Genomic DNA, 22059 nt, shown 5'->3' on the forward strand with positions numbered 1-22059 from the left:
TAGCGCGCTGGGATACTTAACGCCGGAGCAGTTTGCTCAGGCGCATCGGCAACAACGGTTTTTAACCCTGGACTCTATGTCGGTGCCGTACTAAGTCTGGGGGCAGGTCAACTGTGTTCGATGTCAAGCGTAAAGAGTGTTGTCACGGGCTGTCCCATCCGCAGATAGCGCCAACCGACGAAAAAGCCCGCAATCGGCAACAACCAGCTCAGCTAAGGGTTTGCTTCGCGAGTGTAGGTATCCCGGCACACCCTGTTCGAGATCTAGGCATGCACAAGGAGTACAACCATGTAGCTTCGAATAATGGCCAGCAATCAAAGTGGTCGAACGTATAGCATCACGTCTCGGCCGTAGTGATGTGTCTCACACTCGAAATTGAATCCCGATCGTCAAGGCCGCTGCGACCTGGAATTAGCAGGCCAAACGACAGCGGCCAGCTCGTTCAGAAGAAAACGGCTTTTCGCGTAGTCGCGGACCTGCCGGAGCGCGTCGGTCGCCAAGCCCTTGCCCCAGTGGGCGCGAGCCAATCGGTACGCGACCTGTATGCGTGTGGTGCCAGACAGAAGCGTGAGACTTATCCATCCTGCTGTGCTGCCAGCGGAGGTGACTGCCCAGTGGCCCACTTCACCGAGGTCTGCCGCGATATATGCAAGCAGCGCTCTTCGTCGTTCCGGCGTCGGTTGGATCAGACCTGTGCAGCATCACCTCGGCGTCAGCCTCTAGCGCCACAATAACGTCAGCATCGGTTGCCTGGACTCGTCGCAATCCCATCTGTGGGACCCGCTGGAGTATGAAGCATTACAGGATAGGGCATGTATGTCGTGAGAATTGACTTTACTGTACTACCACAAATGCGTTCTGTAGCAAGTGGGAAAACGACCGCTTCTGGCCGATTGCAGACTTTCGTGGCCGTCTGCTTGGTCGGTCTCGATGCAACCTCCAAACTCCACCGCGAACGTGGGAAAGTTGAAGGAAATAGCGCCATCAATACCCCCCGTCCCGCCTAGACTTTTCGCACCTCGCGCCGCCGCTCGAAGCAACCTCACCGCCTTCCCGGCAACATCCGCACCAACGTGTTATCCCGAAACACATAATGATGCAGCAACGCCGCGACAGCATGCAGCCCCACCAGGAAATACCCCACAGTAGCCAAGGTCTCATGCAGCTCCTTGACCTGATCCGCCAAGGCCTTATCCGGCGCCACCAGCGCCGGAACCTCCAACCCAAACAACGGAATCACCTTCCCTCCCGCGCTGAGCGTCAACCACCCCAAAATCGGCGTGACGATCATGAACGCATACAACGCGTAATGCATCAGCCGGGAAAGCACATCCTGCCACCCCGGCATCGGCGGCCGCACGCCAGGCGCCGCACCCGAAGCCACCCGGATAACCACCCGCAAAACCACCAACCCGATCACACACAACCCCAGCGAGAAATGCAGCGCCTTGACGTTGTTGTACAGATCGGTGCCTTTGGTGGCCAGCCCGCGCAATTCCATACAGGCGTAGACCAAAGCCAGAACCACGAGCATGAGCCAGTGCATGGTGATCACCAGGCCTGCATACTGAGTATCGGAGTTCTTGATTTTCATGTTTCTTCCTTGTCGTCAAAGCGCGCTACGGACAGCCTGGTTCGATAATCGCCCTGCCCTCGGCGCCCTGCGTGGGCCCGTCGGGAGGTCTCCAGGGATCAACATGGGTCATCACGTTCAATACACGATGCCGCTGCATGACGCGCTGACGCGCTTGCACGGCGATCTTGTGGCCTTCGTCGACAGTCAGCCCGGCGTCGATTTCCAGGTGAGCGTCGACGACGATCATATCCCCCATTTTTCGGGTGCGTAGATCGTGCACGCCTTGAATACCCGGGGTGTCCAGCAGGGTGCGCTGGATCGCGGCGGCTTCGCCTTCGTCGATGGCGCGGTCCAGCAGGTCGTGCAAGGCGTCCCAGCCGAAGCTCCAGCCCATTCGGGCCACCATGAAGCCCACGATGGCCGCGGCGATGGGGTCCAGTATCGGGTAGCCCAGCAGGTTGCCGATGATGCCCAGGCCCACCACCAGCGACGAGGCCGCGTCGGAGCGCGCATGCCAGGCGTTGGCCACCAGCATGCTGGACTTCACGCGCTTGGCCACGGCAAGCATGTAGCGGAACAAGGCCTCTTTGATGACCAGGGCGCCACAGGCCACCCAGAGCGCGACGAGGTGGACCTGCGGGATCGCGTCGGGCTGCTCCAGCTTGGTCACGGCGGACCACAGCATGCCGCCGCCGACCAGCAGCAGCAAAACGCCCAGCGCCAGGGACGCCGCGGTCTCGTAGCGATAATGGCCGTAGTGGTGGTCCGCGTCGGCTGCTTTCTGGCCATGGCGGTTGGCCAGCAGCACGATGAAGTCGGCGACCAGATCTGAAGAAGAATGAATCCCGTCCGCGATCAGGCCCTGCGACTTCGAGAAAATGCCGATGACAATCTGGGCGGTGGCGAGCACCACGTTCACACCCACGCTTACCCAGGTGCTGCGGGCGGCGGCGGCGGCGCGTTCGGCCGGGCTGTGTTCATCGTCCTCCGGGTCTTCCAGCGGAGGCGGAAAGGCTGTCATGGTGCGTGCTCCCGTTCTTGCAATCTAACCTTGCGGCGTTCGGGCTGGAGCATAAGCACCGAATCCTGAACGGATGATGAACGTGGATTGGCGGGGCATTGCGCCCCGCTCATGGCCCGGCCCGTAATGAGACGTACTGATCAGGTCAGCATCAGCACGCCGCGTTCGCCTGGCTGGGCGACCATGGCCTCGCGCCGCGCGGCATCCTCGCGCAAGCGGAACACACCGACCGCTCTCACCAACGCATGTGCCTGGTCCTGCATCGAGCCCGCCGCGGCCGCGGCTTCTTCGACCAGCGCGGCGTTCTGCTGGGTCACCTCGTCCATCTGCGACACGGCGCGGTTGACCTGCTCGATGCCGGAGGCCTGTTCCTGCGATGCCGCGGCGATCTCGCCCATGATGTCCGTCACGCGCTTGACCGAGGCGACCACTTCTTGCATCGTGGTGCCTGCGTTTTCCGCCTGGCCCGCGCCCTCGGCCACCTTGCCGACGGACGCTTCGATCAGCGTCTTGACCTCGCGCGCGGCCTGCGCGCTGCGTTGCGCCAGCGACCGCACCTCGCCCGCGACCACCGCGAAGCCCTTGCCCTGCTCGCCCGCCCGGGCCGCTTCCACGGCGGCGTTCAGCGCCAGGATGTTGGTCTGGAACGCGATCCCGTCGATGACCGAGACAATCTCGGAAATCTTGCGCGAGCTGGCGGAAATTTCCCCCATCGTGCTGACCACCGCCGACACCACGGCGCCGCCGCGCTGGGCGACTTCGGAGGCGCTTGCGGCCAGTTGATTGGCCTGGCGCGCGTTATCGGCGTTCTGCTTGACGGTCGACGCCAGTTCTTCCATCGAGGCGGCGGTTTCTTCCAGCGACGCGGCCTGCTCTTCGGTCCGGCTGGACAAGTCCGTGTTGCCGGCCGCGATCTGCCCGGCTGCGCTGGAAATGGTTTCGGACCCGGCGCGAATGGTGCGAACGGCGCCGGCCAGCTTGTCCTGCATATCGTGCAGCGCGCGCAGCAGTCGGCCGGTTTCATCGCGGGTGACGGCGTGGATGGGCTGCCCCAGGTCGCCACGCGCCACGGTCTCCGCCACCGACACGGCCTGGGCAAGCGGCGCCGTGATCGACTTGGACACCCGCCACGCGAACAGGCCGCCGAGCACGACGGCCAGGCCCGACAGGATCAGGTTCAACATGCCCGCGTTGTCGATGACCTTCCGGCTGTCGGCGCTGGCGTCCGCCATCTCGGCCGCTTGAATCCGCGAAATCTCGATGATGTGGTCCTGCAGGCTGTCCAGGAGCGGAAGGGTCTCTTCCAGCAAACGTTGGCGGGCGGCGTCGCGCTCGCCACGCTTGAGAAGCGCGCCCACGCCCTGGAATGACTTCACGTAGCGGCCGCGCACGTCTTCCAATAACCGCAGTCTCTGACGTTCGTCTTCGGTGCTGAACAATGGCCGCAGGGTTTCCAGCGCCTGGTCGATCACCTTCCGATTGGTGTCGATGCGGGCAAACAGCGTTTCAGCGGCGCGGGGATCGGTATTGACGATCAACTCGAGGTTCGCGCGCGCATTGGCGCGCGTCGTCACGTCAATCCTGTTGATGGCGCTTGCCTCGGTCCAAGTCTGTTCCGTGATCGTCCGGTTGATGCCGCCGATTTGGGACAGTTCGTATTGCGACAGGCCTGTGAGCGCCAGTAGCAGGACAAGTACGGTGCCGAAACCCAGCGTCAGCCGGGAGCCAATGGAGAGGTTGCCAAGAGTGAGACGCGAGCGCATGAATTTGTATTACGACAAAGGGAAAACCCTAGTATAAAAATCATGACACACATAGCAACTATTTTGTAATGAGAGTTTGCGATTTCGCAGAGCAGGACGGAATTGTTTGTGGCTGTCTTCCGCTTCGACATCCAGGGAAGCCCAACGTCTTTCCGTTCTCCCACGCCCCGCCCGTCACCGCCCGCACCCGCCCCTGCGCGGCGGCCTTCTGAAGCTGATCGTGGCGACTGGCACGGAGCAACGTAAAATGCCAGGCCTCCTGCCTCAACTTGCTTCCCCACTTGCTTTCCTTATGAACCTCGAACGACTGCGCCGCGAATTTCCCGACTACGACATCACCACCCTGCCGACGCTGCCCGAAGGGTTTGTCGATTCGTCGAGCTACATCGATGCCGCTCCTTCATTCGAGAACCAGGAGCGCGGCTTGAAGGTGTATGTCGACTACGCCAACTATGCCGACCGCGAATCCGGCAGAAGCCAGCGCTTCTGCGTTTCGCGCTACGACGAGGAAACTGACGACGACGAGGACGTCGCCCTGTCGACCAACGATTGGGCCGAAGTCATCCGCTTCCTGACCGCCTGAATGTCCTCGCCGGGGGCCTTCGTCTTGAACTGGTCCCGCTCATCCGTCAGCCGCGCCAGCAACTCCCGTAGCCGAGCGGTCGTTGATGACGGGCCGCCTCCGACTCATTCCCACCGTTCGTGTTTTTTCGGCTGATGTCCGCTTTGCAGCGAAAACCCTCCTTCCACCGGACACGTAAGAATGTCAGCAACCTAGCGCTCTCCGAGCATTCATCGCTGCTAAACGTTGCCGTCCAGACTGTGATGCGACGTCGTGGATGCTGATAGCGCGTGAACGCGCTATGCCCTTTTCTTTCCCTTTTTCGGGGGGATTTTGACGGTCTTCGCGTATCCGTCGTTCACGGCTATCTTTAAAAGTTCGACCTTGTATCCGAAGCCCCGAAGCACCTTGCGCGTATTGACAAGATTGACCTTGGAAAAAAAAGGTAGATGCAGGTCAGCGCCTGGCGCGTCGCTGATGACGGCATAGGTGATTGTGAAGGATTCATGCTCCGGCTTCGGCTCGACCTTCAAAAGTTCGCGATGGGACGGCGCAAGCTGTGCTCGGACTTTCTCACGAAATTTAGGGTCGATTTGAATGAGTTGACCGGATACGAAGCCTTGAGCGAACAGGTGACTCAAGACGCTGGACTTGCCGTACATCTTGACGTGGATCAGTTCGCGGTTGGATGAGAAAAGATCGCAGATCTCGACCTGTCCATGACCGCCGCCGTGCATAACTTTCTTCTTGTCATCGAGCAAGTCGTAGATCGCCGGTTCGAGCGCTGCTACCTGTGCGTTATACGCCCCTTCTCCGCCCCCCTGGTATTCGGGCAGCTTGATATTCGACGGTGGGATCGCCGCATAGTCGTGGTTCGTCCGTTCGACGAAATCCTTGGCGATACTGAACCACTTGCCGTCGTTCAGGACATGTGTGATACCGTTGAGTTCGATCTCAGCATAGAGACATTTGAACACTGACCATGACTTGAAAACCTTCTTATGGTCCGCGTCGGCGCAATGAACATGGCGCGCACGCAGCACCTCAAGAGTGATGGGTCCATCGACAGTGCCGCGAAACCCTTCCATATTGATGTCAGGATGAAGAATGCCGCCGCCGTAGGGTGAGTACATGAATCCCTTGACCATCGTCCATTCGATGATTTCCGGAATCGACAGCCAGATGCCGTCGAATTGGCCTGCGGCCATTTTTGCTTCGAGCGCGTTCTCGAGGACGCTTATGACCGCTGCACTCTTGGTTGTCGAGATGTTGTTGACCCATTGATAGTCCTCTGCGTTTAGTTCGGCTTCGAAAAGTCTCCTGTATTGATCAAGCAAAAACGGGAGATCGGAAAGATCCAACTTGACCGAGACAGCCAGCGCGTCGCTGCCTGCCATACGGTTGCCGAGGATCGGATTCTTGGGTGCGCCGACGATGGCCTTCAGCATGTCCTGCTCAACACTCAGGCCGAACTGATCCGGTGTCGTCTCCTGACCGGATTGGATGCGCATGTGGCTTTCGATGGCATTCAGCGATTGCACATCGACGCAGCGGAACGTCTTGGGATCAACGGCATTGAGAGCGCAGAGAAGTCCGAAGCGCTCTTCGATCACATCATCTCTCAGAAGGAAGCGCCCTGCCTGGCCGAAGACCAGGACAAAACAGCGTTCGTCGATCTTAACGAAAAAGGCAGCAGCGACGCCCTCAACGGCCAGACTCTTGGGGTTGATGAACTCATTAAACAGTGCCGACCATTTCGGCGGTAACGGAGGATTCTTCTTGACAAAAAGTTGTCCGGCCCCATGGCCCGCGATGGCAACCTCAACAGGCGCGTCGCAGTCCTCGATCTTTATAACTTGGTGATTGGTCGTAAATTGCTGTTTGATGAGGAAAATGCTGAGATGGTTGACTTTCTTTTCTTGTGGCATCGCTGGTTCTCCTCCAGACAAGTGCTCATGTGGCAAATTGGCCTTCAAGTCAACGGCCAATATCCTCAAAATTGAGAAGATCGACCACCACCGTGCAGCACCGTTTTTTTTCAAAACCTGATGGCCACACGTTGCCTCATTTCTCAGATATATGACTGCTGCAACGACTCTCACTTCCTTCTGGCGACATAACAACGGCTACTGATCGAATAACCCGACAGAGACGCACCTTCGACCAGATTTCTCTCGCAGCGGAAGCCGTTTTTCAGCCGGGCAAACACCAGCGACTGCAGCCAGCCTAAAGCGGTCCACTAGAAAGGAATGCTGATCGACCACCAGGCCGCGAGCGGCCGCTGTCAACAGTCCGCCCCCCGACCCTAGGCAGGCTCTGCATACATAGCTTCGGTCACGCAGCGCTTGCTGCGCGTACGCTCTCATCGCTACCCCCGGAAGCACTCATTCCGATGAAATGCGAGAAAATCCAGCTGTTTTTCATTAAGCGCGAGCCGTAATTGACCTCGCAAATGCAGGATTCGTCTTTGATTTTTTTGAACCCTATCACTTATAAGCATTCGGCCACTATTGTCAAAGCTGATCAGGCCCCGATCAAAGAGGGCATCCAAGGTGCCCACTAATGGGAGCCCATTGTTGGGGTCTAGTCGTTGTTGGTCGGTACTTCTTGCCCACGGCTTTATATGAGATGCTCGCAGTGCCTCTTGCACACAAGTGCCGGTGACGGCACAAGCGTTGTCCCATTTGGCCAACAGTTGGCGCCGGAATTTTCCTTGACCCAAACGCGCATCGATGAGGGCACGACGGCGCGTTGGTCTCCCCTCCAGGTCCCGCCGGGCTATCAATTCCGCAATGTCGGCTGCTTCACCGCCAACGGAGCGTGTTTGAGTGCCGATTTGTGTGACTGGCACCGAGGGGCCAATCAGCGCGAATACGCTCGTCGGGTCTTTCTCCCAACGAACGAGAGCTCCAAGCCTGACTAATGATCGGGAATCATAGGATTGAATGCGAATATGCCCAGCGCCCCTGGGTGCCGCAGTGGCAACGACTCCGAAAGCTTCAGCCCCAGACCTAATACTCTCTATGTGTCGCGCTCTTTCGTTATAGCCGGCGGAAGTCCTCGTCCAGTCTTCTCTGAGCAGCCGAACCATTTGTGCCTGGTCTTGGGCCTCTATGTGATCATGTGCCCACACTCTGAGAAAGATGCGATTGGTGGCCTCATGCCAACTACCCCAGCTCCAGCGAGGATTTGCCAAGGGTGCGCCCAACTCATTGGCGAAGAACTGAGTGATCGACGGAGGTTCCACACGAGTACTCTAAAGGTCAGTGTTACCTAATATTACACAAAAACTTCTGTCCGTTCACTGCGGGAAAGTGAGAAAGTCCCACGTGATCCGGTGGATTGATTGAAGAAAAATGTGAAGACATTTCCACCCTGCACGGATTCGTGTGCGCGAGATGAACCACGTATTGAATTTCAGCGACCAATGAGCGACTCCCCCATCTACATCGTCGATCTCGATGTCACCCTTGAAGACGCACCCGCCTTCGCCGACAGCGGCATGAGTTGGATGGAAGCAATGGGCATTGCTGTTCGTTCCACTATTGCCGAGGTCGCCTTTTCACCTGTCAGCCACGCGCCTGGCCCGGGCATCGCTCGATGGACCGATTGGGTAAACGAGCACAGCAATAACGGGATAGGGGCAATCGTGGGGCGCCGTGTCTACAACGCCGGACCGCAAAGCGTCGAGGGGCTGCGCTGCCCATGCTGCGCTGTAGAGCATGACGCAGCTTCTCTCCCTTGGGGAAAAATGATTTCCGCCTGGTATTCGGGCGAACTTGGCGCGCTCGAGTGCCCAAGCTGTCGACACTCGGACAGTATCAATCAATGGCGATTCTTGCCGCTCGCGTGGGGATTGGGAAACCTCGCGTTTGGGTTCGATGGTCCTGGCGTAGGGGACGCACTTGCCCTGGAACTGGGAAAAGTCCTGGGGCATAGGATGGTCGTCGTGTTTGATAAGTTCTAGCCGCGAATAATTAATATGCGCCCGTCAATCGTCCCCTGCCCCCGCCGACGCATTCCTGGCCTCGGCCAGCGCCACCGTCAAATGCATCACTTTCTTCTTCAACTGATCCCGCTCATCCGTCAGCCGCGCCAGCAACTCCCGTAACCGGGCCACCTCGGCCGGCAAATCCGCGATATTCTCGATCGGAATATCCGGCACCGCCTCTTTCGGTGGCGGCGCCTTGGCCTGGCGCACTTCGCGTGCCGCCTGCTGCAATTCCTTCCTGCCGCCCGCCACCGCCGCGGCCTGCCGCTCGGGCGGCAACGTCGCGACCGCCGCCGCGGCGTTGATGGAGATCGCGCCATCCTTCACCGCCCGCACCAGTTCCGGCGCGGCGGCCTTCTGGATCTTCTCAATCTGCCCCAGCGTGTTGCTGCTGATGCGCGCCTCGCGCGCCAGCGCCTGCCGGCTCAGCGCGGCGGCCGGCGGGATGGGCGGCGGTTCAGGCGGCGGCGTGGTGCCGTCGTCTTCCCATGGCGGTACGCTGCGCGATTGCAGGATCTCTTTCTTGCGCAGCGCCAGCACCCCGCGCTGGAAATCCGACACGCTGCGCCGGCCCAGGTGGTTCTCGATCATCCACAGATGCACGTCGTCCATCGATTTGAACGAGGTGTTCTGGCGCGTCTCGAACGGAATGCCGTGCTTCATGCACAGCGCGTAGCGGTTGTGGCCGTCGATCAGCAGGTCACCCCACAGCACCAGCGCGTCGCGGCAGCCTTCGGCCAGCAGGCTGCGTTCAAGCGCCTCGCGTTCATCGTCGGTCAAGGGGTCAATATAGGCGCGCAGGCCTTCGTCAATCCTGATATCCATGGTGTCCAAAAAACAATTCTTGCCCTGCCCGCGTGCCTCGCCCGGTTGGCCTGGCGCGGGTCCACGCCAGACGGCCGCCAAGCGCCACCCAAAAGCGCCGCCTGCCGCTGGCTAGGCCTGCGGCCCTTCCAGCGCGATGCGCACGGCTTCCAGACGAGCGCGCGGGTCCGTCAGCGCCAGCAGCCGGACCTTGTCCGCCGCCGGCAGCGGCAACAGTTCGCACCAGCGGTCAGCCACCCAGGCGCATTCATCCAGCCGGTATGGCGGCGCCACCGGCATGCGGTCGGCGGGCACGCCTTCCTGCTGCCATTGGGCCACCAGGCGTCCCAGGGCGTCGGCGCAGGGTTGCAGCGGCGCCGGCACGGGCAGCGGCGGGTCGTCGGGGATGGGTTCGATTTCACCCATCCAAAGACCGTATTTTGCCAGTTGGCTGGAAACCAGGCGGAAGCGGCTCGTCCCCACGCAGCGCAGCTGCAGCAAGGCGGGCATGGGCGCGTCCCAGGCGTCGATGCGGGCCAGGGTGCCGGTGTCGGCCAGGACCTCCTGGCCTTCGGGCGAGCGGACCTCGTTGCCGGACAGCAGCGCGACCACGCCGAACTCGGTGCCATCGGCGATGCAGCGGCGGATCATGTCCAGGTAGCGCACTTCGAAGATGCGCAGGTGCAGCACGCCGGCGGGGAACAGCGCGTTGGACAGCGGGAACAGCGGAATGGTCGCCATGGCGGCGCCCTACTTCACCGTGAAGGCGTCGTCGACCGGCACCTGCATGGCGGTGACCAGCGCGTTGGTCTGGGCGGCCATGCCGATGACGGCGAGCAGTTCGGCGTGCTGGCCGTCGGTCATGCCCTTGGCGCGGGCGGCGGCGGTGTGGGAATGGATGCAGTAGCTGCAACCGTTGGCGGTCGATACCGCGATGTAGATCATCTCGCGCACCAGGGGCGGGATTTCGCCGTCGGCCATCATGACCTGTTTGAGCTGTTCCCAGACCCGCTTGAGCTGGGGCGGGTCGTTGGCCAGGGCGCGCCAGAAGTTGTTGACGAAATCGGATTTGCGGGTGGCACGGATGTCTTCGAACACCGCCCACGCCTCGGGGATCCTGCGCGCTTCTTCATCCGACAGCAGATGCACCGTAGCCATATGCCACTCCAACGGGTAAGGGGCCGGGCGGCGGCGTGCCGCCCGCGCAATGTCCCATTGAACTGGAAAGCCCGGCGCGGTTCAAGGCGCGGGGCGACTTCCGCCCCACCCTACGCCGACATCTGCGCCGGCTTGAACGGATCGAGCGGATAGCGCGGCCGGTTGCGCCGCTGGTACGGGAATAGCGAGAAGTCCGAGCTGGTGACGCCCGGACTGTCGCATTCGATCAGGGCGCACGAGATGGGCACGAACACCGGGCGGCAGTACATGCGCGACTTGACCAGGATGAAGCGGGCGGCGCGCGGGTCGATGCCCAGGCTTTCGAAGACGCCCAGGTCCCAGGGTTCGTGGGTGCGTTCGGTGATGACCAGTTGCGCGGCGCCGATGTCCAGCACAGCGCTGCGGCCCATGCAGGCGGTCTGGCCGGTGTAGGTGGGGCCGGTGATGACGTAGCTGCCGTCGGTGATGGCGCGCACCACGCCGGTCAGCGTCACCGGCGCGGCGGGCCGGCCGATGGCGGGGATGGGCAGTTTGTTGCCGACCGGCAGTTCGACCCGGGCGCCCTGCCCGGCCGCGATCATGGCGGCGACGGCCTCGGGGTCGCAGTACAGGCCGGCGACGATGCCGGTCAGGCCGGCGTCGATGGCGGCGACCAGCACGTCCATCGTGTCGCAGGTGCCGCCGGACATGCAGTTGTCGCCGTGGTCCAGCAGCAGCACGGGACGGTCGGCGCCGCGCGCCAGGGCGGCGGCGCGTTCGAGCGAGGCGGCCAGGGGTTCGGCTTCGTAGACGAAGCCGTCGCGGTCGTCCCAGATGGCGGCGGCCAGGCCCGCGGCGACGCGCTCGGCGGCGTCGGCGTCGCCGGCGGCGACCACCACCACGCTCAGGCACGGGTCGGGGATGTCGGCCAGGGCGAAGCCGGCCAGCACCGACACGGCCAGCATGCCGCCGGCCTCGGCGCCGCGCGCGGCCTGAACGGCGCGGCGCATGGCGCCTTCGGCGGTGTTGCTGCGCAGGGTGTGGCTCATGAGCGGCAGGCGGCGCCAGGCCAGGCGCGGGCGCGGGCCGCCCGCGAGCCAGTCGAACAGGAGGCGGCCGGCATGCTCGCCGGTTTCGTACATGTCGATGTGCGGGTAGGTCTTGAAGCTGACGATGACGTCGGCGTTGTCGATCATCTTCTGGGTGACGTTGCCGTGCAGGTCCAGGGCGACGGCGATCGGCACGCCGGGGGCTTGCTGGCGCAGGCGTTCGAGCAGGTCGCCTTCGCCGTCGTCGGTGGTCTCGACGGCCATGGCGCCGTGCAGGTCCAGCAGCAGCGCGTCGCAGCCGGCGGCGGCGGCGACGATGCGGTCGCACAGTTCACGATAGGCCTGGCCGTCGACGCGGCCGCTGGGGTAGGCGGTGGCGGACACCGGCGTGACCAGCGTGGCGCCCCGCGCCTCGGCCAGGTCGATGAAGGCGGACATGGCGGTGCGCTTGCCGTGGTTCTCTTCGTAGGCGGCGCGGTCGTAGGTGGGGCCGTCGTTGCCGAAGGCGGACAGCGGCGTGGGCACCGGCGAAAAGGTGTTGGTCTCGTGGTTCATGCGGGCGATCATGACTTTCATGCCTTGCCTCCGTTATTGCTGTTGTTGTGCGGGTCGGGGCGCGCGCCGCCCAGGCCCAGTTTTTCCATGGCTTCGCTGGCCTCGACGATCATGGCGGCGACCTCGGCCACGCTGACCCGCAGGCCGGTGGCGCGGGTCCGCATGTGTTCGTAGGCGGCGCGTTCGTCCAGGCGCTGGTGGTCCATCAGCACGCGGATAGCCTTTTCGATCACGCGGCGCGCCTTGATGGTGCTTTCCAGCTTGTCGATCTTGTTCTGCTGGCGGTTCTGGAACTGCTTGGCCGAGCGTGCCAGCACCAGGGTGCTGAGGATGCCGGCCGAGCGGAACGGCCGCGTCAGCACGCCGTGGGCGTTGGTCTTGAGCAGCTGCTTCAAGGTGGTGGGGGTTTCGTATTCGGACAGCGCGATCAGGGTGGCGTCGACCTCGCTGGCGGACCAGGCGAACGAGTTCTGGCCGCATTGCGAGACCTGGAAGAACACCACGTCGGCGCCGGCCGGCGGTTTGTCGGGGAACGGCCAGACCAGGTGGATGCGGCAGCCGATGCGCTTGAGCTGTTCGACCAGCAGGTCGCGGTCTTCGCCGGGCGGATAGGCCACGGCGACGGCAACGCTGCGCAGGTCTTCGTAGAGGCGGCGGAGGCTATGGTCCATGATCACGCCAGCCAAAATTCGTCCAGGCCGAAGGCCGTCAGGTAGGGGTCCGGCTTGACCGGTTCGCCGCTGGCCCAGACGATGTCGAAGCGGCCGTCGGCGCGGCACACGCCGATGCGCGGGGTCAGCACGCTGTGGTTGTTCTCGGCCAGGATGGTCAGCCGGCCGCCGGGCGCGTCGAAACCCACCTGGTGCACCGCCTGCGCCAGCTTGCGCGTGTCCAGGCTGCCGGCGCGCTGCAGGGCGCGCGCGAACAGGTGCATCTGGCTGTAGCAGGCCTCGGCGTAGACGCTGGCCGGGCGGTCGCCGAAGCGGGCGCGCCAGCGGTCCAGGAAATGGGCGTTGGCGGGCGAGTCGACGGTGTTGAAGTAGGTGGCGGCGGTGATGTGGCCGGCGCACAGGGCCGGGCCGATCTCGGCCACCTCGGATTCGGCCATGGTGAGGCTGGCGATGGGGATGTGCGGCGCGCCCGGGTCGGCCTCGCAGGCGGCGTGGTAGCGTCGGTAGAAGCGCTGGGCGTCGTCACCGATCAGGGTGGAGAACACCACATCCGGCCTGATGCGGCGGATGTCGCGCACCACGTCGATGATCTCGCCTTCGTCGCAGCCGAGCGGCAGGTAGGTTTCGTCGAGGATCTCGCCGCCGTGTTCCTCGACGGTGTCGCGCATGATGCGGTTGGTTTCGCGCGGGTAGATGTAGTCGGCGCCCACCAGGAAGATGCGCTTGCCGCAGTGCTGGATCAGGTAAGCGGCCAGTTGCATGCTGCCCTGGTTGGGCGCGGCGCCGGTGTAGATGATGTTGGGCGAGTATTCGAAGCCTTCGTAGACCGAGGCATACCAGAGCAGCGCGTTGTTGCGCTCGACCACCGGCAGCATGGCCTTGCGGCAGTGCGAGGTGCAGCCGCCGAAGATCACGTTGACCTCGTCGTCCAGCAGCAGCCGCGCGGCCAGGCGGCGGTATTCCTCGGCGTCGCTGCGCGGGTCGTAGACCACCGGTTCCAGCGGCCGGCCCAGCACGCCGCCGAGCGCGTTGATTTCCTCGACCGCCAGCACGGTGCCGAAGAAGTGCTGCGATTCGGTGGTGCCGGTCACGCCGCTGCGCGAATACAGCACGCCGATGCGCCATCCCGGCGTGGCGGCGTCCGTGTCAGTGCGGGAGGTCATAGGGGCTTCCTTCTGCAAGATCGTGGCCAGCGCGCCGCGGGCGCCGGGACGGTTCATACCTTCAAGTGGTCCATGATATGGCCGGCGGCCCCGGGCGCGCCAGCCTCGCCCTGGTCGACGATGGCGCCCTGCTTGAGCACCAGGTAGCGGTCGGCCACGTCCAGCGCAAAGGCCACGTTCTGTTCGACGATGAACATGGAGGTGCCGCGCCGCTCGCGTTCCCAGTTGAGCGCCCGGCCCAGCCGCTCGATCACCGAGGGCTGCAGGCCTTCGGTGATCTCGTCCAGCAGCAACAGGGCCGGCCGCTGCATCAGGCCGCGCGCCACCAGCAGCATCTTCTGCTCGCCGCCCGACAGGGTGCCGGCATGCTGGCGCAGGCGGCTGGCGAACACCGGGAACAGGTCGGCGATCTCGCCGAAGCGTTCGTCGAAGAGGCGGTCGTTGGGCAGGCCCAGGCGCAGGTTGTCGCGGATGTTCAGGTCGGGAAACAGCGGCTGGTCCTGGGCGGCGTAGGCGACGCCGCGGCGGGCGACCTCGTGCGGCCGCAGGCGGGTGGCGTCGACGCCGCCCAGGCTGACGGTGCCGCGCAGCTTGGGCAGGTAGCCCATGACGGTCTTGAGCAGCGTGCTCTTGCCCATGCCGTTCTTGCCCAGCAGCGCCACGCAGGCGCCGCCGGCCACCGACAGCGAGATGTCGTTCAGCACCACGGCGCCTTTGTAGCCGCTGGCGACGTGTTCCAGGCGCAAGGCCGGGGCGGCGTTCATGGTTGGGCTCCTTCGGGCGAGACGGGCGGGGTTGCGGGTTGGGCGCCTTGCCGCGCGGCTTGCTCAGTGGCTTGCTGACTCGCTTGCCGGGTGGCTTGCGCGGTCTTGTCCGCGGCCGGCGCGTTGCCGGCGTAGATGGTGCGCACCAGTTCGGATTCGGCCACTTCGCGGAAGCTGCCGTCCATGACGATGCGGCCCTGGTGCAGCACGATGATGCGGGTGGCCACCTCGGCCACGAAGTCCAGGTCGTGCTCGACCAGCAGGCAGCACAGGCCGTGGGTATGGGCCAGGGCCGACAGTACCTGGCCGATGCGGGCGCGTTCGTCCTTGCTGAGACCCGCGGTGGGCTCGTCCAGCAGCACCACGCGCGGCTCCAGCGCCAGCACCATGGCCAGTTCCAGCGCCTGCTGCTGGCCATGCGACAGGTCGCGCGCCACGCGATCCAGCTGCTGGTCCAGGCCGGTCATGCGCAGCACCTCCAGAGCGTAGGCCGGCAGCGCCAGTCGGGGCGACCGGCGCCGCCATGACGGACGCTCGCGCAGCGTGGTGGCGATGCGCAGGCTTTCGGCCACGGTCAGCGTGTCGAAGATGTTGGCGTTCTGGAACTTGCGCCCCAGGCCGTAACGCACGCACTGCTCCGGCCCGTCGCGCTTGACCGCGTGGCCGCAGAGTTCGACCGTGCCGTCGCTGCGCTCGGCGCCGTCGGCGATGCAGCGCATCAGCGTGGTCTTGCCGGCGCCGTTGGGACCGATCAGGCCCAGCAGCTCGCCGCCGCGCGCGCGCAGGTCGATGCCTTCCAGCACCTTGAGGCTGCCGAAGCGCTTGGCCACGCCGGCCAGGACCAAGCCGCCTTCGGTGGCGCCCTGCCCTGGCGTGCCGCCTTGTCCCGCTGCGCCGCCCCGCCCCGACGCGCCGCCCGACGCCGCACCGCCGGCGGGCGCGCGCGCCACCAATTCCGGCACCGGGGCCGGCCGCCTGCGGCGCCAGGGCGCCAGCAGCAGCGGCAGCAGCCCGCGCGGCAGCAGCAGGATCACCAGGATGAAGGTCACGCCCAGCACCAGCTGGTAGAGGAACGGCATGTTGCCGCTGAGGTACGAGCCGGCCACGTTGATCAGCACCGCGCCCAGCACCGGGCCCCAGACCGTGCCGCGTCCGCCCAGCGCCACCCAGATGATGAGCTCGGTGCCGAACACGAAGCCGGTCAGTTCCGGCGCGACCACGCCGCTGAAGGCGCCGTAGCCGAATCCCGCCAGGCTGGCGACCGCGCCGCACACCACCAGCAGCGCGATGCGCCAGTGCGCGGTGTTCAGCCCCAGGTAGCTGCAGCGGCCCTCGTTGTCGCGCAGCGCGGCCAGGATGCGGCCGCCGTCGCTGCGCACCGCGACCCAGGCCAGCAGCGCCACGACCGACAGGCCGCCGGCGGCGATGACGTACCAGGCTTCCAGCGACAGGTCGAAGGTGTCGTAGCCGGTCAGGCCCGACGAGGAGCCGGTGTAGGTGCCGCCCGACAGCACGACCTGGGTCAGCACGATGGGCAGCACCAGCGAGATCACGGTGGCGAAAAACGGCGAGGCGCCGCGGTAGAACGACAGCCAGCCGGTGGCCAGCGCCAGCAGCATCGCCGCCCCCACCGCCACCAGCGCGGCCGCGAGCGCGATGCCCGGCGAGAAGCCGTAGTGCGTGAAGGCCAGCCCGGCGGCATAGGCGCCAACGCCGAAGAAGGCCGACTGGCCGAAGGTCAGGTAGCCGGTGTAGCCCCACAGGATGTCCACCGTGACCGCCGCCACGGCGAAGAACAGCGCCTTGATCAGCACGTTCAGCAGGTAGGTGTCGAACAGCCAGGGGCCGGCCACGGTCAGCGCCAGGCAGGCGACCGCCAGCCACAGCAGGTCGCGGCCGCGGGCGGCGCGGCGCGGGTCGGCGCGGGTCGCCAGCGCCGGTTGCGCAAGGGAGGAATCAGTCATGGGCGAATCCTTTGGGACGCAGGCGCAGGGTCAGGGCCGCCAGCACCGCGATGGTGACGCCGCCCAGGATCGGGCTGATGAACACGCCCACCAGCACCTGGCAGGCGCCATAGACCAGGCAGGTCAGGAGCAGCGCGGTGATCGAGTTGCCCGACACCATCACCAGCATGAAGGCGCTGACCAGCCACGGCAGCCCCATGTTCGGATCGACGCTGGACAACGGCGTGATGAGCGCGCCGGCCAGCGCCCCCAGCCCCGCGCCCAGCGCGAAAGTGGTGAAGCGGATGCGTTCGGCGTTGATGCCCAGGCCGCGCGCCAGGTCCTCGTTCATGATGACGGCGCGGGTGCGCACGCCGAAGCGCGTGCCGTTCAGCAGCAGCGTCAGCGCCACGTACAGCAGCAGCGCGCCCGGCACCAGGAACAGCCGGTAGGCCGAATACTCGGTGCCCAGGAACGGCACCGCGCCCTGGATCGGCGCGTCGGCGAACTGCACCTCGCGGCCGAAGGCCATGGTGATGAGCTGGCCGATCACGATGCCCAGGCCCCAGGTGGCCAGGATGGCGTCCAGCGGCCGCTTGTACAGCGGCTGCACGATCAGGCGCTCGACCAGCATGCCCACCAGCACGCCCGCCGCCAGCGCGCACGGCAGCGCCAGCCACGGGTCCAGCCCCAGCCGCGTCACCACCAGGGCGGCGTAGCTGCCCAGCGTGATGATGGCGCCGTGGGCGAAATTGACGATCTTCATCACGCCGAAAATGATCATCAGCCCGGCCGTCACGATGAACAGCATGGCGGCCGTGCTCAGGATGTCCAGCATCAAACCCATTGTGTTCTCCTGCGCCGCCGGCGAACCGGCGGCGCGCAGGGGTGGCTTACCGCGTTACTTCAGGTCGGGGCACTGCGCGCCCGGATCGACCTGGTCGAAGGTCTGCAGGATCTTGATGGAGCCGTCCGGCTGCACCTGGCCCAGCCGCATGGTCAGAGCGGCGTGGCGCTGGCGGTCCATCTTGACCGGGCCGCGCGGGCCGTCGAACGACACTTCGCTCAGCGCCTGCACCACCTTCTGCGGATCGAAGCTGCCGGCCTTCTCGACCGCCGCCTTGTACAGGAAGAAGGCTTCGTACTGCGGGCCCGAGAACTCGTTGGCGGTCTTGGCGTCGGCGCCGAACTTGGCCTTCAGGCCGCCGAGGAACTTGCGGTTCTGCGGCGTATCGATGCTGGTCAGGTACGAGGCCGACAGGTACATGCCGACAGCCGTGTCGCCCATGGTCTTGGCGGTGGCTTCGTCGATCGCCAGGTTGCCGTAGGGCATGGTCAGGCCGGCCGCCTTGACCTGCTTGGCCAGGCTGACGTTGGGGCCGCCGCCGGCGGTCGAGCTGATCAGCGCGTCCGGGTTGGCCGAGCGGATCTTCGAGACCACCGGCGTCCAGTCGGAGCCGTCGATGGGCAGGTATTCCTCGCCCACCACGCGCCCGCCCTGCTTCTCGATGTATTCGCGGGTGAACTTGAGCATGCCGCGGCCGAAGGCGTAGTCGCTGCCGACCAGGAAAAAGGTCTTGGCGCCGCGTTCCTTCATGAAGTGGTCCACCACCGGCGCCACCTGCTGCTCGGGCACCCAGCCGTTGACGTGCATCCAGCGGTTGCACGAGCGGCCTTCGTAGAACGAGGTGTAGATGTACGGCACCTTGCCGCGCGAGACGATGGGCAGCGCGGCGTTGCGCGCCGCGCTGGTTTCCATGGCGATGATGGCGTCCACCTTCTTCTGGAACACCAGCGTGTCGTAGGCCTTCTGCGCGCCGACCGCGCCCGAGGCGTCGTCGGCGATCTCCAGCACCACCTGGCGGCCGAGGATGCCGCCGGCGGCGTTGATTTCATCGGCGGCCAGTTGCGAGGCCTGCACCACGCCGGGCGCGACCACGCTGTTGGCGCCCGACAGGCCGACCGGCACGCCGATGCGCAAAGGCTCGGCCGCGTGCGCGCCCGCCGCGCCGGTCAGCGCGGCGATGAAGGAAAGTCGGATGAGGAAGCTGCAAGTGGGTTTTTTCATGGGGATTTCTCCTTGGGGGCCGGCTGTCCGCCGTTGTAGTCAACGCTGCCGCGGCGCCTCGGCGGCGCCCAGCAGTTCGTCGTAAAGGTCGCGGCGCCGATCGCGCAGCACGTGGTTGAAGTCGTTCAGTTGCCGCGCGCGGCGCGAGGCGGCCAGGTCCACCGGCGCCACCAGCACCTCTTCGCGGTCGTGGCTGGCGGGGCCGGCCACGGTCCAGCCCTGCGAGCCGACGATCAGGCTGCGGCCGACGAAGGGCTGGCCGCGCTCGACGCCGACCCGGTCGGCGCACACCAGCGTCAGGCCGTTGCTGTGGGCCCCGGCCGCCGCCAGCGCGTGCGCCATGGCCGGGCCGTCGGGCGTCTGCCCGGGCATCGGCACCCAGTTGGTCGGCACCGCGACGATGTCGGCGCCGCGCAGCGCCAGCAGGCGGTAGACCTCGGGGAACCAGCCGTCGTAGCAGATCGCCACGCCCAGCCGGCCGAATTCCGTGTCGAACAGCGGCAGGCCCAGGTCGCCCGGCTCGAAGAACAGGTTCTCGTCGCCCCACAGGTGCAGCTTGCGGTAGGTGCCCAGGTAGCCGTCGGGGCCGGCGATGATGGCGGCGTTGTACAGCCTGCCGCCGCTGCGCTCGGCGATGCCGGCCACCAGGTAGATGCCCAGACGTTGCGCCAGCGCGATCCAGGCCTGCGAGCTGGGGCCGTCGGGCACGGCCTCGGCCAAAGCATAGGCCTCCTGGCGGCTGGCGAACACGTAGCCGGTGTTGGCCAGCTCGGGCAGCACCACCAGCCGCGCGCCCTGCGCGGAGGCCTGCTCGACCAATTCGATGGAACGGGCCACGTTGGCGGCGACCTCGCCCATGACGGGGGCCGTCTGCACACTGGCCACGTGGATCGCGGACGCGGCGGCGTCCGGCGGCGGTGATACTTGCATGCGATCTCCCTGCAACGTTTTGGAAAACAAAAAAGCCCCCGACCACGCGTTGCGTGTGAGTCGGGGGCTTCTATAGCCAGACGAAGGTTCGGGCAGCAATCATTGCTGCGGGGCACTGCCGCACCAAGCCGTGCCGGTGCGTGCGGATCAGTCCTGATCCTGTGCCGAATCATAGGGATGGGCGCGGACCGGCGGCAATAAGAGGTTTCCCGGACGGCGCCATGGGTGCGAGAATCAGGGTCGGCCATCAAGGAGGAACCCGCCATGCCCCAACTTTCCGCCTACCTCAGTTTCGACGGCAATTGCGCCGAGGCCATGCGTTTCTACGAACGCGTGCTGGGCGGCCGCGTCGAGGCCCTGGTGCGCTACGCGGATGCGCCCGCCGATGCCGCCATGCCGGCGCTGTCGGGCGAAGAGGCCGAGCGCATCATGTACGCCCGCCTGGCGCTGGACGAACAGGTGCTGATGGCCAGCGACGCCACCGCCGGCCATCCCTACCCCGGCAAGCAGGGCATGGCGCTGTCGCTGGCCTACCCCACGGTCTCGGACGCGCAACGCGTGTTCGATATGCTGGCCGAGGGCGGCAGCGTTACCATGCCGCTCCAGAAAACCTTCTGGGCCGACGCCTACGGCGCGCTGATCGACCGCTACGACACGCGGTGGATGATCAGCGGCGGGCGGCTCAACCACTGACACCCCCACTGACAACCCCACTGACAACCGAATCCGCCACCAGCGGATGGAGCGAGACACCCATGACGCATGGCATACAGGGCAGGCAACGCTGGTGGGCACTGATGGTGCTGTGCCTGGGCGTATTGATGATCGTGCTGGACACCACCATCGTCAATGTTGCCCTGCCCTCGATCCGCGAAGACCTGCATTTCACCGAGACCTCGCTGGTCTGGGTGGTGAACGCCTACATGCTGACCTTCGGCGGCTTCCTGCTGCTGGGCGGACGGCTGGGCGACCTGCTCGGCCACCGGCGCATGTTCCTGGCGGGCCTGGTGCTGTTCACCGTGGCCTCGCTGGCCTGTGGGCTGGCGCGGGGCCAGGGACTGCTGATCGCCGCGCGCGCGGCCCAGGGGCTGGGCGGCGCAGTGGTGTCGGCGGTGTCGCTGTCGCTCATCATGAACCTCTTCACCGAGGCCGGCGAACGCGCCCGCGCCATGGGCGTGTACGGCTTCGTCTGTGCGGGCGGCGGCAGCCTGGGCGTGCTGCTGGGCGGGCTGCTGACCAGCACGCTGTCGTGGCACTGGATCTTCCTGGTCAACATTCCGATCGGCGCGGTGGTGTATGCGCTGTGCCTGCGGCTGTTGCCGGCGGCGCGCGGCGCGGCCGGTGGCGGCAAGCTGGACGTGGCCGGCGCGCTGACCGTCACCGCGTCGCTGATGCTGGCGGTGTACGCCGTGGTCAACGGCAACGAGGCCGGCTGGACCTCGGCGCAGTCGCTCGGCCTGCTGGGCGCCGCCGCGCTGCTGATGGCGCTGTTCCTGGCGATCGAGGCGCGCGTGGCCGAGCCGCTGATGCCGCTGGCGCTGTTCCGCCTGCGCAACGTGGCCACCGCCAACGTGGTCGGGGTGCTGTGGGCCGCGGCCATGTTCGCGTGGTTCTTCGTGTCGGCCCTGTACATGCAGCTGGTGCTGGGCTACGACGCCATGCAGGTGGGGCTGGCGTTCCTGCCCGCCAACCTGATCATGGCGGCGTTCTCGCTGGGGCTGTCGGCCAAGCTGGTGATGCGCTTTGGCATCCGCGGGCCGCTGGCCACCGGGCTGCTGATGGCGGCGCTGGGGCTGGCGCTGTTCGCGCGCGCGCCGGTCGACGGCCACTTCGCGGCGGACGTGCTGCCCGGCATGCTGCTGCTGGGCCTGGGCGCGGGCATCGCCTTCAACCCGATGCTGCTGGCCGCCATGAGCGACGTCGAGCCGAGCCAGTCCGGCCTGGCGTCCGGCGTGGTCAACACCGCCTTCATGATGGGCGGCGCGCTGGGGCTGGCGGTGCTGGCCAGCCTGGCCGCGGCGCGCACGGCCGCGCTTGCCGGCGCCGGCGCGGCCCCGGTGGC

21 protein-coding genes are annotated in these 22059 nt (G+C 65.4%); 4 read left to right on the forward strand and 17 right to left on the reverse strand.

Going from position 1 to position 22059, the window contains the following annotated elements:
• Nucleotides 1–389: 389 nt before the first annotated feature.
• The 4 genes from HV742_RS32570 to HV742_RS30900 form a co-directional block, all read right to left on the reverse strand.
• Entirely contained in the window at nt 390–689 is a 300-nt protein-coding gene (locus HV742_RS32570; RefSeq protein ID WP_175147196.1) for a GNAT family N-acetyltransferase, read from the reverse strand.
• Nucleotides 690–1042: 353 nt separating this feature from the next.
• Complete coding sequence (locus tag HV742_RS30890) at nt 1043–1594, reverse strand: cytochrome b (protein ID WP_175147183.1); 552 nt, start codon at nt 1592–1594, stop codon at nt 1043–1045.
• A gap of 25 nt (nt 1595–1619) precedes the next feature.
• On the reverse strand, nt 1620–2597 hold the full coding sequence (locus HV742_RS30895) for a cation diffusion facilitator family transporter (RefSeq protein ID WP_175147184.1): 978 nt from the start codon (nt 2595–2597) through the stop codon (nt 1620–1622).
• 140 nt (nt 2598–2737) lie between these two features.
• Entirely contained in the window at nt 2738–4360 is a 1623-nt protein-coding gene (locus HV742_RS30900) for a methyl-accepting chemotaxis protein (protein WP_175147185.1), read from the reverse strand.
• A gap of 292 nt (nt 4361–4652) precedes the next feature.
• Between HV742_RS30900 and HV742_RS30905 the strand changes: the two genes are divergently transcribed.
• Complete coding sequence (locus tag HV742_RS30905) at nt 4653–4943, forward strand: hypothetical protein (RefSeq protein ID WP_175147186.1); 291 nt, start codon at nt 4653–4655, stop codon at nt 4941–4943.
• 278 nt (nt 4944–5221) lie between these two features.
• Here the strand turns inward: HV742_RS30905 and HV742_RS30910 are convergent, their stop codons facing one another.
• Together HV742_RS30910 and HV742_RS30915 are read right to left on the reverse strand one after the other, a co-directional pair.
• Complete coding sequence (locus HV742_RS30910; protein ID WP_175147187.1) at nt 5222–6850, reverse strand: TIGR04141 family sporadically distributed protein; 1629 nt, start codon at nt 6848–6850, stop codon at nt 5222–5224.
• Nucleotides 6851–7290: 440 nt separating this feature from the next.
• The gene (locus HV742_RS30915) at nt 7291–8013 is read right to left on the reverse strand and encodes an HNH endonuclease (protein ID WP_104414420.1); all 723 of its coding nucleotides are present in this window, start codon (nt 8011–8013) and stop codon (nt 7291–7293) included.
• Between the two features lie 336 nt (nt 8014–8349).
• On the opposite strand from HV742_RS30915, the gene HV742_RS30920 reads away from it, so the two are divergent.
• A complete protein-coding gene (locus HV742_RS30920) occupies nt 8350–8889 on the forward strand; it encodes a hypothetical protein (RefSeq protein ID WP_175147188.1) in 540 nt (179 codons plus the stop codon).
• Nucleotides 8890–8913: 24 nt separating this feature from the next.
• Here the strand turns inward: HV742_RS30920 and HV742_RS30925 are convergent, their stop codons facing one another.
• The 11 genes from HV742_RS30925 to HV742_RS30975 form a co-directional block, all read right to left on the reverse strand.
• Complete coding sequence (locus HV742_RS30925; protein ID WP_054472387.1) at nt 8914–9738, reverse strand: ParB N-terminal domain-containing protein; 825 nt, start codon at nt 9736–9738, stop codon at nt 8914–8916.
• A 111-nt stretch (nt 9739–9849) separates the two neighbouring features.
• Nucleotides 9850–10458 (reverse strand): LON peptidase substrate-binding domain-containing protein, encoded by a 609-nt coding sequence (locus HV742_RS30930; RefSeq protein WP_083036761.1) that lies wholly within the window; start codon nt 10456–10458, stop codon nt 9850–9852.
• A 9-nt stretch (nt 10459–10467) separates the two neighbouring features.
• Nucleotides 10468–10875, reverse strand: coding sequence for a carboxymuconolactone decarboxylase family protein (locus HV742_RS30935; RefSeq protein ID WP_026384362.1), 408 nt, complete (start codon nt 10873–10875; stop codon nt 10468–10470).
• Nucleotides 10876–10985: 110 nt separating this feature from the next.
• The gene (locus HV742_RS30940) at nt 10986–12479 is read right to left on the reverse strand and encodes a M81 family metallopeptidase (protein WP_175147189.1); all 1494 of its coding nucleotides are present in this window, start codon (nt 12477–12479) and stop codon (nt 10986–10988) included.
• Entirely contained in the window at nt 12476–13129 is a 654-nt protein-coding gene (locus HV742_RS30945; protein WP_082380490.1) for an ANTAR domain-containing response regulator, read from the reverse strand. The genes HV742_RS30940 and HV742_RS30945 overlap by 4 nt, the downstream gene beginning before the upstream one ends.
• A gap of 2 nt (nt 13130–13131) precedes the next feature.
• Nucleotides 13132–14292, reverse strand: a complete 1161-nt coding sequence (locus HV742_RS30950) for a transporter substrate-binding domain-containing protein (protein WP_175147190.1) — start codon at nt 14290–14292, stop codon at nt 13132–13134.
• Nucleotides 14293–14345: 53 nt separating this feature from the next.
• The gene (locus HV742_RS30955; protein WP_175147191.1) at nt 14346–15056 is read right to left on the reverse strand and encodes an ABC transporter ATP-binding protein; all 711 of its coding nucleotides are present in this window, start codon (nt 15054–15056) and stop codon (nt 14346–14348) included.
• A complete protein-coding gene (locus tag HV742_RS30960) occupies nt 15053–17020 on the reverse strand; it encodes a branched-chain amino acid ABC transporter ATP-binding protein/permease (protein WP_175147192.1) in 1968 nt (655 codons plus the stop codon). Before HV742_RS30960 ends, HV742_RS30955 begins: the two co-directional genes overlap by 4 nt.
• A complete protein-coding gene (locus tag HV742_RS30965; RefSeq protein ID WP_054416553.1) occupies nt 17013–17846 on the reverse strand; it encodes a branched-chain amino acid ABC transporter permease in 834 nt (277 codons plus the stop codon). Before HV742_RS30965 ends, HV742_RS30960 begins: the two co-directional genes overlap by 8 nt.
• 54 nt (nt 17847–17900) lie before the next feature.
• Nucleotides 17901–19067, reverse strand: coding sequence for a substrate-binding protein (locus HV742_RS30970; RefSeq protein ID WP_175147193.1), 1167 nt, complete (start codon nt 19065–19067; stop codon nt 17901–17903).
• Nucleotides 19068–19106: 39 nt separating this feature from the next.
• Nucleotides 19107–19997 carry a nitrilase family protein gene (locus tag HV742_RS30975; protein ID WP_175147194.1) on the reverse strand — a complete coding sequence of 297 codons (891 nt, stop codon included), beginning with the start codon at nt 19995–19997 and terminating at the stop codon, nt 19107–19109.
• Nucleotides 19998–20261: 264 nt separating this feature from the next.
• On the opposite strand from HV742_RS30975, the gene HV742_RS30980 reads away from it, so the two are divergent.
• Both HV742_RS30980 and HV742_RS30985 read left to right on the forward strand, forming a co-directional pair.
• Entirely contained in the window at nt 20262–20690 is a 429-nt protein-coding gene (locus tag HV742_RS30980) for a VOC family protein (protein WP_059270903.1), read from the forward strand.
• 62 nt (nt 20691–20752) lie between these two features.
• The coding region (locus HV742_RS30985; protein ID WP_175147195.1) for an MFS transporter at nt 20753–22059 on the forward strand (1307 nt) is incomplete at its 3' end.

It is taken from the genome of Achromobacter ruhlandii (genome assembly GCF_902859695.1).
Taxonomy (GTDB): Bacteria; Pseudomonadota; Gammaproteobacteria; order Burkholderiales; family Burkholderiaceae_B; genus Achromobacter; species Achromobacter ruhlandii.